The sequence below is a fragment of the Pseudomonas sp. GD03842 genome, assembly GCF_029841165.1.
Taxonomy (GTDB): Bacteria; Pseudomonadota; Gammaproteobacteria; order Pseudomonadales; family Pseudomonadaceae; genus Aquipseudomonas.
On the sequence record NZ_JAOCEA010000004.1, the window covers coordinates 334,953 to 346,505 of the forward strand.

9 protein-coding genes are annotated in these 11,553 nt (G+C 58.0%); 5 read left to right on the forward strand and 4 right to left on the reverse strand.

Translation table 11 applies throughout. From position 1 onward, the window contains the following. Positions 1-78 precede the first annotated feature (78 nt). Both N5D61_RS08610 and N5D61_RS08615 read right to left on the reverse strand, forming a co-directional pair. Complete coding sequence (locus N5D61_RS08610; RefSeq protein WP_279892039.1) at positions 79-1,068, reverse strand: hypothetical protein; 990 nt, start codon at positions 1,066-1,068, stop codon at positions 79-81. Positions 1,069-1,168: 100 nt separating this feature from the next. After that, positions 1,169-2,110: a hypothetical protein gene (locus N5D61_RS08615; protein ID WP_279892041.1), complete on the reverse strand. Its 942-nt coding sequence runs from the start codon at positions 2,108-2,110 to the stop codon at positions 1,169-1,171. A gap of 335 nt (positions 2,111-2,445) precedes the next feature. Here N5D61_RS08615 and N5D61_RS08620 point away from each other — a divergent pair, with 335 nt between their 5' ends. The 3 genes from N5D61_RS08620 to N5D61_RS08630 all read left to right on the forward strand — a co-directional run bounded on the left by N5D61_RS08620 (position 2,446) and on the right by N5D61_RS08630 (position 7,446). Beyond that, a complete protein-coding gene (locus tag N5D61_RS08620; RefSeq protein WP_108236973.1) occupies positions 2,446-3,564 on the forward strand; it encodes a GGDEF domain-containing protein in 1,119 nt (372 codons plus the stop codon). Further along, positions 3,557-4,507, forward strand: coding sequence for an iron-sulfur-binding ferredoxin reductase (locus tag N5D61_RS08625; protein WP_279892044.1), 951 nt, complete (start codon positions 3,557-3,559; stop codon positions 4,505-4,507). Before N5D61_RS08620 ends, N5D61_RS08625 begins: the two co-directional genes overlap by 8 nt. A 131-nt stretch (positions 4,508-4,638) precedes the next feature. Next, complete coding sequence (locus N5D61_RS08630) at positions 4,639-7,446, forward strand: RHS repeat-associated core domain-containing protein (protein WP_279892046.1); 2,808 nt, start codon at positions 4,639-4,641, stop codon at positions 7,444-7,446. Between the two features lie 57 nt (positions 7,447-7,503). Here N5D61_RS08630 and pyk read toward each other — a convergent pair whose 3' ends face one another. After that, a complete protein-coding gene (gene pyk / locus N5D61_RS08635; protein ID WP_108236975.1) occupies positions 7,504-8,955 on the reverse strand; it encodes a pyruvate kinase in 1,452 nt (483 codons plus the stop codon). A gap of 188 nt (positions 8,956-9,143) precedes the next feature. Between pyk and N5D61_RS08640 the strand changes: the two genes are divergently transcribed. Both N5D61_RS08640 and N5D61_RS08645 read left to right on the forward strand, forming a co-directional pair. Continuing rightward, the gene (locus tag N5D61_RS08640) at positions 9,144-9,518 is read left to right on the forward strand and encodes a tetratricopeptide repeat protein (protein ID WP_279892049.1); all 375 of its coding nucleotides are present in this window, start codon (positions 9,144-9,146) and stop codon (positions 9,516-9,518) included. Positions 9,519-9,836: 318 nt separating this feature from the next. Then, entirely contained in the window at positions 9,837-10,196 is a 360-nt protein-coding gene (locus tag N5D61_RS08645; RefSeq protein WP_279892051.1) for a PilZ domain-containing protein, read from the forward strand. 12 nt (positions 10,197-10,208) lie between these two features. Here N5D61_RS08645 and N5D61_RS08650 read toward each other — a convergent pair whose 3' ends face one another. Then, positions 10,209-11,552 carry a DUF58 domain-containing protein gene (locus N5D61_RS08650; protein WP_279892102.1) on the reverse strand — a complete coding sequence of 448 codons (1,344 nt, stop codon included), beginning with the start codon at positions 11,550-11,552 and terminating at the stop codon, positions 10,209-10,211. Between the last annotated feature and the right edge of the window lies 1 nt (position 11,553).

Below are 11,553 nucleotides of genomic sequence, written 5' to 3' on the forward strand. Positions count from 1 at the left end.
CTCCCTGTAAATATGCCTGATAAAGGACGCACCCTTTTGAAATTCCGCTCAAAAGGGGCGTCGCTACCGCTGCACTATTCAGTGGTCATCATAGTGCTCGTCAATGACTTTGAAGTTTGGAATGTTGCCGTTGGATTCCGTGAACATCTCGATTTTGTGTGTGTTTCCGTTCTGATCCCGCAACAGCCATACACTGCGCTCATTGAGGGGTTTGACCGATACAGGAAACGCAGGGTGTTTCTCATAAATGTTGACGCGTACAAAATTCATGACATTGCGTCGGGAGACATTGATGGTGATGTGTTCGTTGCTGAAACTCAGCTGTGTACCGACTCTGTAGGCGATGTGCATTTGTGTACGGCTTTCTTTGCTGTCAAAAAACCAGGATGCCTCGGCTTCGAACTTTTTGTGGAACCACGGCTCTCCCTCATCCACGGTTCCTTCTTCAGCTTTTACGGACTCCACCAGCCGGTGTCGTGGGTCCTTGAAGGACAGATGGTAGACGTCGACGTCCAGCTCTTTCGTGGCTTTCTGTCCTGCGTGCCAACTGCTCAGGTCCTCCCAGTGAACATCTTCGCCCCAGAATTTAAAATCCTGGCGAGTAAGTCTCAGATTCGGTTTGACCGTCGTAATGATGCACGATGAATTGAAGTACTTGGTTCCGGTGATTGCTACAAGCTCCTCATCTTTGTTCATGGCAGCATGAATATTGATGGGGATACCCGCTTCATGTGTGGAGGAAAGGTAGAAGGTTTTGATGTTCTGGCCTGCGATAACCTCCGGTGCTCTCAAGTTGGACGGGCTGTGCGGGTCTTTAAAATAGTTGAACCGAGGGTCGCGCGTGGTCGAGACTTTGAAGTCATCCGACAGTTCACGGTATTCACCCCCTTTGGAAGTAACGAGCCTGAGGCTGCTCAATTGCTCTTCAGACAGCTCCACATTTTTTGCCGCTTGGTAGGTGACCGTTATTTCGATCTGCTGATGCCCGTTGTTATAGATTCGAGGCTGGCCAGAGGTTACCTGAATTTTAAATGTGCTGAGAAAGTGGGTGTTTTCAATGATCTTCATTTCATTCCATCCATGGAGTGACGTGCCGCTCGATCAAGATGTGCTTGAAAGAGAAGCCAGGCGATTTGCCTACGTTAAACAGACTGAGAGCGTTTGCGCTTCACATGTACTCGAGCAACGCGAAATCCAGACCTGCGCCATCGTTGAACTGTTTCATCTCGATCGTGTGCGCATTGCCATATTGGTCCAGTAACGCCCAACGGCTGGCGTCGTGATGAAATTCCACCTCAGGGCGGTCGCTGGTCGTCTTCAGTCGCACGAAATTCATGACGCCCGGCGTCTGGTTCAGCGGGAGGGAGCTGCCCTGAAAAACGAACGCCTTGGGTTCGCCCACCTTGTAGGCGTAGTGGTAGAAGTTCTGAAAACGCGGTGGGACGGACGCTTCTTCATCAGCGTCCTCCCACGGGGAAATATCGAGGTGGTTCTGGTAATAGGCGACGCCTTCTCCAGCCCCGCGAGGAAGGGATGCCACAATTCTGCGTGCTGGGTCCTTAAAGGCCAGGGAATAGATTTCGCAGCTTGCCTGTGCGAGAGCAGGCTCAGGGTTCGGTACAGCGTCTCCCCAGAACATGAAGTCGTCTGCACTCACCTGGGTGGGTGCTACCGACTCCACAGTGACCGAAGCGTTGAATGTGCTGCTGTGAGTGACGCAGCGCGTCTCGTCGTCCTTGCTGATGACGGCATAGAGGGTGTCCTGGCGGGCCTCTGGGCGTGTCGACGAAACATAGAAAATCCGGCGCTGAGTCGTGGATTCGAGGCCTGTAATGTCGGAGGCAGATGCGTCCGGGTGATAGTCGAAGCGTTCGTCACGTTCGGTGCCGAGCTGAAGATCGCCAGAAAGCCCCTGATAATTGCCCTCATCATCCAGGGTGACGAGCTGGATGCTCGCCATCTGCTCTTCGGTGACTTCTTCACCTTCTTGTGGCGTGACCCCGACCGTGATTTCCACTTGGTGGCGGCCGTTGGAGAACACCTTGTTGGAGCTGGAGGTGACAGCGAGGGTAAAGGTGCTGATCCATTGGGTATCGTCTGTATAGCTCATGGGAATTACCGTCCGTGGTGCTGATAAGAGACCCGAGTGTAAAAGTCGTCCAGGACCAGATGGATATACATATATATCGCGCGGCGACAGAGGTTTTCAGGAGTTGTCAGGGTGGGTGTTCAGCGGTGAGCGTCATCCTGCTTGAGGCAGCGGTAGGGATGGTCTATCGGATGTGTGGCAATGGCGGAGTCGCTGCGCGCGTTGGCGAATCGCCATGTTTGCTCTACATTGGCGTTTCCTGATGACCTCGGGACCGCGGCACTGCCTGCCGTCGCAAGACGCGGCCGTCGGCGGCATGAGGCGGGTCCACCTGGCTTGACTGTAGAGCTCCAACAATGAATCACCCTCATGTAGATGGATCTATTCAGCGCTTGCGGATGAAGCGCTTCGCCATGGCGGCGGGTACCTACATGCTGCTGATCGTGCTCATGTGGGTCGCGTACGGCGCGGGGTATTACCGAGCCGATTTCTTCGATGTCTGGCTCGTCAGTGTCTCGGTCATGATGTCGCAGGCAGCCCTGAGCCTGGTGTTTTTCAGCGGCTTTAACCAGCGCTTCAGGGACTCGAGCCTGACGGAGTTTCAAGTCCTGATGGGCCTGGGGTGGGAGACGTTTCTGCTCTACCACCTGGATTCGGCGCGGGGCACGTTCCTGGTGCTGTATGTGCTGGTCTTGCTCTTCGGTCTGTTCCACTTGCCACCGAAAATATTCACCCGCTGCGCTGTCGTGGCGCTGCTCGGGTTTACCGCGCTCAACCTGTGGGACGCGCATCAGGGGCAGTTGTCCGACCCCGGTCTTGCCAGTCTGCAGACCAGCGCGCTGTTCATCGTTCTGGGCTGGCTGTGCCTGTATGCCCGTTTCGTACAAGGCTCGCGCCAGCGCATGCACCAGCACCGCATCACCTTGCAAGCGCACCAGGAAACGCTGCGCGGCATGATGTTCCAGCTTGAGGAGTTGGCCTCAACTGACGAACTGACCAACCTCTACAACCGCCGCCACTTCCTGCGCCTGGCAACGCGCGAGTTGGAAAGCATGGAGGGGAGTTACACCGCAGGCCTGGCGCTGATCGACCTCGACCATTTCAAGCGGGTGAACGATGTCTATGGGCATGCCACGGGCGACCGGGTCCTGCAGGTGTTCGCCTCCGCGGCAAGTCAATGCCTGCGTGCCGACGACATTCTTGCCCGATATGGCGGGGAGGAGTTCGTTCTGCTGATTCCCCGCTGCACTCGGGCACAGTTGATCGAGTGCTGCGAGCGCGTGCGGTTGGCCTTCGAGCAAACTGACATTCCCGAGTTGTCCGGCCTGCAGTTGAGCCTGTCAGTGGGCATGACGGTCATCGAGCGTGGGGATGACATGGACCGCGCGCTGCACCGTGCCGACCAGGCGTTGTATCGCGCCAAGCATCACGGTCGCAATCGCTGCTATGGCGCCTGGGATCATGTCGATGCCTGAGTTGCGAGCAGCCGATCGACAGTGGTCAGTGGCTTCGGGTAGCAGCCTGCTCGATGCTTTGAATGACGCCGGTGTCGCTGTGCCCTATAGCTGTCGGGCAGGCAGTTGCCATGCGTGCCTGGTCCGTTGCCTCAGTGGCGAGCCACTCGACGCGATGCCCGACGCGCTGCCAGCCGCCAGGCGAGAGCAAGGCTGGCGCCTGGCGTGTCAGTGTCGAGTCGTCGAGGACGTCTGTGTCGAGGTGTTCGATCCTGTTCGAAACGGTGTTCCAGCCCATGTCAGCGGATCCGAATGGCTCAGTCCGACCGTACTGCGCCTGCAACTGCAACCCGAGCGGCCTCTACGGTACCGGGCCGGTCAGCATCTGGTGCTCTGGACTTCGACAGGGGTCGCCCGGCCTTACTCGCTGGCGAGCTTGCCAGGAGAAGACCCCTTTCTGGAGTTTCATATCGATTGCTCACGGCCCGGCGCTTTTGCCGATGCCGCACGTGGCCTGAAGCCCGGCGATACGCTGCGTCTGGGCGAGCTTCGCGGCGGCGCGTTGCACTATGATCCCGATTGGCAGGAGCGGCCCCTCTGGCTCTTGGGCTCGGGGACCGGGCTAGGGCCGCTTTGGGGCATCCTGCGCGAGGCGTTGCGTCAGCGACACCAAGGTCCGATCAGAGTGATGCACGTTGCGAGCGAGCCTTATCTTGCGGCTCGGCTTCACAGCCTGATGGCCGAACACAGCGCGCTGCAGGTGGAATTGATCGAGCCCGAATCCTTGCCGAATGTCTTGTCGAGCCTGCGTGTTCCCTCTCGGCAAACCATTGCGCTTGTCTGTGGCGCGCCTGCGAAGGTCGAGGCCTTCACGAAGCGCTTGTTCATTGCCGGGTTGCCGCGAGGGCAGGTGCTGGCGGATGTGTTTCTGGAAAAGGCCCGGTCAGTTGAGGGCCCACGGTAAATAGCATGCTCCCTACTGTCATTTCTGACAGTAGATAACGTTCGGACGAGGGGGTATCTATCTCGCTGGGCACTGCGACGCTCAGGAAAACGCAGGGTGGGACGCAGTGCCAACTGACCAGGGAGGTTTGCATGTCGAATTCTGCCTCATCCGTACATAGCGCGACGCCGGGCATCAGGGTCTTCGATCCAAGGGCTTTGGTCGTGTCAACGGTCGAATTTCATCGTGCAGCGGCGGATGCGATTGCCGAGCCGCGCGCCCATTACCAACGTTACGATAGGGCGGGGCGGCTCATTTCGGCCTACGATCCGCGTCTCGGGCGCACGTTAGCCGCGCAGGAAGGGGGTGTTCCCAACCGGTCTTATCACCGGAGCCTTTCAGGCACCGTGCTTCTTTCTCAAAGCGTCGACGCAGGGTGGGTGCTCAATCTTGCAGGCGAGGCGGGCGAATCACGAGTTGTATGGGATGGGCGAGGTCATGTTCACCACCGCGTATTCGATGATGAACTTCGGCTCACAACCGTCCTACAGCAGACAACTGATGGTTTCGCGAGTGTGGTCGAGCGGATGACCTATGGCGGCCCTAAGGAACATCATCAAAACCTCTGCGGGCGGTTGGCGCGGCATGACGATATGGCGGGGACGCTGCAAATGTCCTGCTACGATTTGGCGGGAAACGTTGCCGCCGAGCAGCGGCGCTTTCTCAAGACGCTGGACGATCCGGATTGGCCATCGGCTCTCGCCGCCCGTGACGAGTTATTGGAAATCGAAAGCGCGGAGACTTGCCGCGTTTTCAATGCCTTGAGCGAACCGTTACGGTGGATTGACGCGCGGCAGAATATTCAACGGTTCGAGTACGACATAGGTGGCCACTTGCATCGGGTTTCGTTGCAACTGAATGGCGCCGAGCCACGGTTACTGCTCAGTCAAGTTCGCTTTAACGCGCTCGATCAGATCGTGAGCGAGACAGCGGGGAATGGAGTGGTGACATCAGCGCAGTTCTGCCCTCAGAGTGGACGCCTGCTTCATCTGGAGTCCGGGCTACCGAGGGATGCGGCGATTCAATGCCTGGCCTATCAATATGACCCGGTGGGGAACGTCACGCGCGTCGACGACGGCGTGAAACCCTCGGTTTTTTTTCGCAACCAGCAGATCAGCGCTACGAACACTTACGCCTATGACTCGCTCTACCAAGTGATCGAGGCCACAGGCTTTGAGTTTATCCGGTCCGAGGGCTGGCGGAGCCTGACCGGCGCATACTTGGGTACTGCCGATCCGGGGCAACTGGCCAATTATTGCGAGCAGTACGCGTACGACTCAGCGGGCAATCTTCAAACTGTGGTGCACAGTGGCGCCCAAGCGTTTACGCGTCGCATGATCACTTCGGCGACCAGCAATCGGAGCTTGTTGGTTCAAGGCGATTGGACGCCGGATGAGCAGGATATCGCCAAGGGTTTCGATGCCAATGGCAATCAACAGGCTTTGTTCCGTGGTCAGGCTCTGGAGTGGGACGTGTGCAACCGGCTACGTCAGATCACTCCGGTTATCAGAGACGACGGGAGTACCGACAGCGAGCGATATGTCTACGACGCCTCGGGACAGCGTGTGCGCAAGGTGCGACTGGTGGGGGGCGGTCAGGTTCGCCGTCGAGAAGTGCGCTATCTGCCCGGTCTGGAGATACACAGCGATTCGGTGGGCGACACAGCGTGGCACACGGTTGAGGTCCACGCGGGTCGCAACCGGGTGTTCTGGACCCAATGGGTGAATGGAGCCCCAAGTACGGGGCGAGACAGCTTTGCCCGCTTTTCCCTGACCAATCACCAAGGCTCGGCGACGCTGGAATGTGACGAAACCGGCACGCTGCTCAGCCAGGAACACTACTACCCATACGGCGGTACGGCATGGTGGGCCCAGGCGCAGACCACCGCTGCGGGCTTTAAAACTCGACGTTATTCGGGCAAGGAGCAAGACATCAGCGGGCTGTATGACTACGGGGCCCGTTATTACGCGCCGTGGTTAGGACGATGGATCAACCCGGATCCGGGAGAGGATGTGGATGGGCTGAATCGGTATCAATTTGTTAGCAACAATCCAGCCACAATGACCGATCCTGATGGGAGGGAAGGGACGGTGACATTGTTGTATGGGTTTGATCCTGCGCGGGACAAGTACTTGGAAGGCGGTAGCGAGGCGTCATCCCGCAGCATCGTGACGATCGATTTGTTGAATGCCGGGATCGGCATTTCGCCTGATACGGTGATGGGGTATTACGGGGATGTTATCGAGCCATTTTTTGAGGGTGATGCCGAGGAGGGTGACGATACGGACGATCGTCAAGTACCTGAAGAGGGCGTAGATATATTTCTGGAAAAGGCTGCTCATTATAAAGGCAGCAGAGAACAAGCCCGCGGGCTCTTGCAGAGCTGGTCCGACTTTCTCTATGCGCACAACGAGAGATTCAACGTGCGCAACAAAATCAAACGGTATGACGAAAGACCAGAAAAATGGGGAGAGTTCTGGCGCAAAAATATGAGAATGCCGTTATCGCAACAAGGGCAGGGGGCAATGGCTGCGATGCTCCAAAAAGACCCCGAGGCATTGTTTGGAGGTTCCTCATCGGGAATGGAGCATGCCGCCGAGGGCGTAACCAACTGGATATTCAGACGCATATCCAAATTGGGGCTGGATTGGGCCCACAGCGATTCTGCGACGCTCCCCGCCGACGTCGAGTTCGTCGACATAGGATTGAGTAGCCCTGCTGACGCTTCCAGCGGCTGGGAAGATCTGAACTCGACGCATTACAATTCGCGACGTTATAAAACAATCTCTTCAGACAATACCTACGAACCCATTACCTATTCGGAGCGTCGGCATGTGGAGCGTAATAAGGCCCAAATGTCGAAGGTGAGATTCATCAGGATGAACCAGCTCCACCATTAGCTCACTGAAAAGCCCCGAACGCTCACGCGCCGGGGCTTTTTCCATGACGGCAGCGTCTTACACGATTGGGTCGCCGACGTGCAGGATCTTCATGCCGTTGGTGCCGCCAATGGTGTGGTAGCTGTCGCCTTTGGTCAGGATGACCCAGTCGCCTTGCTCAACCAAGCCGCGCTTGACCAATTCGTCCACAGCCGATTGGCTGACTTGACCTGGCGGCAGGGAGGCCGGGTCGAACGGAATGGTGTACACGCCACGGAACATGGCGGCACGCGCCTGGGTTTCGCGGTGCGGAGAGAACGCGTAGATCGGCACCGAGGAACGGATACGCGACATGATCAGCGGGGTGTAGCCGCTTTCGGTCAACGCGATGATCGCTTTCACGCCCGGGAAGTGGTTGGCGGTGTACATGGCCGCCAGCGCGATGCTTTCGTCGCAACGGGTGAACGAGTGGCCGATGCGATGGCTGGAGGTCTTGCCGGTCGGATGGCGTTCTGCGCCGACGCAAATGCGCGCCATGGCCGCGACGGCTTCAACCGGGTACGCACCGGCCGCGCTCTCAGCGGACAACATCACGGCATCGGTGTAATCGAGCACGGCGTTGGCCACGTCCGAGACTTCCGCGCGAGTCGGCATGGGGCTGGAAATCATCGACTCCATCATCTGAGTGGCGACGATCACCGCTTTGTTGTGGCGGCGCGCGTGCAGGATGATTTTCTTCTGGATGCCCACCAGTTCGGCGTCACCGATTTCCACGCCCAGGTCGCCACGGGCAACCATGACCGCGTCACTGGCGCGGATCAGCGCGTCAAGGGTTTCGTCATCGGCAACGGCTTCGGCGCGCTCGACCTTCGCCACCAGCCAAGCGGTGCCGCCCGATTCGTCACGCAGCTTGCGGGCGTATTCCATGTCGGCAGCGTCGCGAGGGAAGGAAACGGCCAGGTAATCCAAGTCCATTTCAGCGGCGAGCTTGATGTCTTGCTTGTCTTTTTCAGTCAGGGCCGGTGCCGTCAGGCCACCACCACGGCGGTTGATGCCTTTGTGGTCCGAGAGCGGGCCACCGATGGTCACGGTGCAATGCAGGGCGTCGGCGGTCTGGGTGTCGACCCGCATGACCACACGTCCGTCGTCGAGCAGCAGTTCGTCGCCTACACCACAATCCTTGACCAGATCGGGGTAATCGATGCCGACCACTTCCTGAGTGCCTTCGGTCAGAGGATGGCTGGTGGAGAAGGTGAACTTGTCACCGACTTTCAGCTCGATCTTCTTGTTCGCGAACTTGGCAATACGGATTTTCGGCCCCTGCAGATCGCCGAGCAGTGCAACGAAGCGGCCATTTTTGGCGGCGATGTCACGAATCAGCTTCGCGCGAGCCTTGTGCTCGTCGGGCGTGCCATGGGAAAAGTTCAGGCGGGCGACATCCAGGCCAGCGAGAATCAGCTTCTCGATGACTTCCGGCGAATTACTGGCAGGGCCAAGGGTGGCGACGATTTTGGTGCGACGAACGGACATGCACAAACTCCTTAATTGAAGCGCAGCGGAAGGCTACTCCTGTATTGCGCTGTAGTCATTGTTCCTTTGCACTACGCGTCACGGATTGCATGGGTAATCGGCCCAGTTCCTGCAAAGCCACAGCCGACGAAACGGGCTTGAAGAAATCCGCCGCCTCGCCGATATGTTGGAGAGCACAGGAGACTCTCATGCGAATCGTGATGACATTAATGGCGCTGGTAGCCTTGAGCGGCTGCACGCGCTGGGCAATGAACAGCCATCTGGATAACGCTAATCGAGCGTACGCGAAAGGCGATTGCGACGCCGTGATGTACAACCTGTCCAAGGTAGACCGCGAGAGCCGCGCGCGCCGTTACGTTCAGCCTGAGGTGTCGATGTTGCGCGGTCAATGCCTGGAACGCCAGAAGCTTTACGTGGATGCGATCCAGACGTACCAGTTCATCATCACGCAATACCCCTATAGCGAATACGCATTCAGGGCCCGCGCGCGATTGGACACGCTGCACCAACTGGGGCATGACAACCTCGCACCGTCGGCGGTTGCTCGACCTGCTTCACTTTAGTTACACCCGTATGGGGTAGGGCGTCACCTTTTTCGAGTGGCCTTTTTGGAATAGTCGGCTAGTCTCCAAACGGTAGGGACCTAAGCTTTCTTCACAGGAGTGGCGAAGGGCACTTCAATTATTTCCACGAGGGCGAGCGTTCGCGTTCGCTATCGCGAAATTGAATAATGGATGCGTGACTTCGATTCTGCCAGTTGAGTCAGACGACTTCCCTGTTGTATGAACAGGTGATTCGATCGGTCGTCTGTGCTCACCTGAGATCGGATCTTTTCGCATTAGCAAGACCATGCTCAATGGTCATTCGAGGATCTCTGTCGAATGCTCAACGAAAGACGAATCGAGCGGCACCAATTGCCCTATTACCTTCAGGTGTTCAACCGCTACACCGACAAGCCGTTGGGTTGCCTGGGGAATGTCTCAGAAGAGGGCCTGATGTTGATCAGCGATCTGCCGATTCTGGTCGGCGTCGACTTTCAGCTGCGCCTGAAAGTCCCGGATGAGAAAAACGGTCTGTACAACATAGACATCAACGCCAGTTGCCTGTGGTGCCAGGAAGACGAGACGCCAGGCGTCTACGATTCCGGTTTCAAACTGAAGGCCGCCCCTGCCGAGTATTACCATCTGATTCAGGCGTTGCAGCGTTACTTCAGCTTTTATCCCTTGGAAGCGTCTGCCTGAAACCGGCACCTGTCACAGGGTGCCGGCTTTTTTCCAGCTCAGGTAACGACTGACCAAACGTGGCCCCAATTCGGCGGGCCTAACGTCCAGCACTGGAATGCCATGAGCGGACAGCCGCTCATGCAGCTCTGCCCGCGCATTGAGAAAATTTACTGCCCCACAGTAGTCCAGCGCCTGCTGCCACGTCTGAATGGGCGTATGCCGCAGATCGTCCAGTACTTCTTCACGCAAGCTGGCCACCAGCACCCGGTGCTGACGGCTCAATCGTTTGATCGCGCTCAGCAGCTCGTCGTCATCTTCATCGCGCAGGTTGGTGACCAGAACCACCAGCGCCCGCCGCTTCTGCCTGATCAGCAAGTGGGTGATCGCAACGGAATAGTCAGCAGGTTTCTGAGTGCTCTGCAGGTCGTAGACCTGATTGAGCAACAGGTTCAACTGGTTGGAGCCCTTGACCGGTGTCAGGTGCCGGTCTTGTTCGGCAGCGAAGGTCGACAGCCCCACCGCATCACCTTGCCTCAGCGCAGTGTAGGCCAGCAGTAGACAGGCATTGAGTGCATGATCGAAGTGGGTGAGTTCGCCGTCCTGACTGCGCATCCGCCGTCCGCAATCGAGCAGGAAGACGATTTGCTGATCGCGTTCGTCCTGATACTCCCGTGCAATGGGTGTGCGATGCCGGGCAGTGGCTTTCCAGTCGATCTGCCTCAGACTGTCGCCCTCGCGAAACTCTCGCAACTGGTTGAATTCCAACCCCAGCCCACGGCGGGGTTGTTGGCGGATGCCGATCCGGCTGAGCCAGTTGTCGACAGCCAGCAACTGGCTGTCGTGCAGCCGTGCGAAGTCCGGATAGATCCGCGTCGAGTCGGGCAACGGAAGGTAGCGTCGAGATAGCCAAAGCCCCATCGCACTGCGCAGTTGCACCTCGGCCTTTTCAAAAGTGAACAGGCCCCGACTCGTCGGGCGCAGTCGCCAAGTCAGGTCCCCGGTGTGGCGCGGACGCAAGGTAATGTGTCGAGGCAGGTTCTGGGTCTCGAAACGGTTACCCTGTCCTTCCGGGCCGTGGTCGAAGAAGGTCACGGCAACGCTCCGCCGCCAGTCGTGGTCGATGCCAACCCTGACATCGACCCATCGGCCTAACGGAAGGCTGCCCGGAACGTGGCGCTGCAGGCGAGGGCAGGGCAAACGCCAAAGCCCGAACGCATCGGTGGCGGCCAACAGGCCGGTCACACAGACCAGTATCCAGAACAGCCGCTCCAGTCGCCCCGCCAATCCCCACTCCAGCGCTTGAAGGATGCCAATGAGCACGCCGTATCCTGACAGAATCGCCAGCCACCAGAGCAGTCGCGCGGAGGGTTTCAAC

Coding starts and splice junctions, on each gene's coding strand:
- N5D61_RS08610 (WP_279892039.1), bottom strand. CDS start 1,068: ATGAAGATCATTGAAAACACCCACTTTCTCAGCACATTTAAAATTCAG.
- N5D61_RS08615 (WP_279892041.1), bottom strand. CDS start 2,110: ATGAGCTATACAGACGATACCCAATGGATCAGCACCTTTACCCTCGCT.
- N5D61_RS08620 (WP_108236973.1), top strand. CDS start 2,446: ATGAATCACCCTCATGTAGATGGATCTATTCAGCGCTTGCGGATGAAG.
- N5D61_RS08625 (WP_279892044.1), top strand. CDS start 3,557: ATGCCTGAGTTGCGAGCAGCCGATCGACAGTGGTCAGTGGCTTCGGGT.
- N5D61_RS08630 (WP_279892046.1), top strand. CDS start 4,639: ATGTCGAATTCTGCCTCATCCGTACATAGCGCGACGCCGGGCATCAGG.
- pyk (WP_108236975.1), bottom strand. CDS start 8,955: ATGTCCGTTCGTCGCACCAAAATCGTCGCCACCCTTGGCCCTGCCAGT.
- N5D61_RS08640 (WP_279892049.1), top strand. CDS start 9,144: ATGCGAATCGTGATGACATTAATGGCGCTGGTAGCCTTGAGCGGCTGC.
- N5D61_RS08645 (WP_279892051.1), top strand. CDS start 9,837: ATGCTCAACGAAAGACGAATCGAGCGGCACCAATTGCCCTATTACCTT.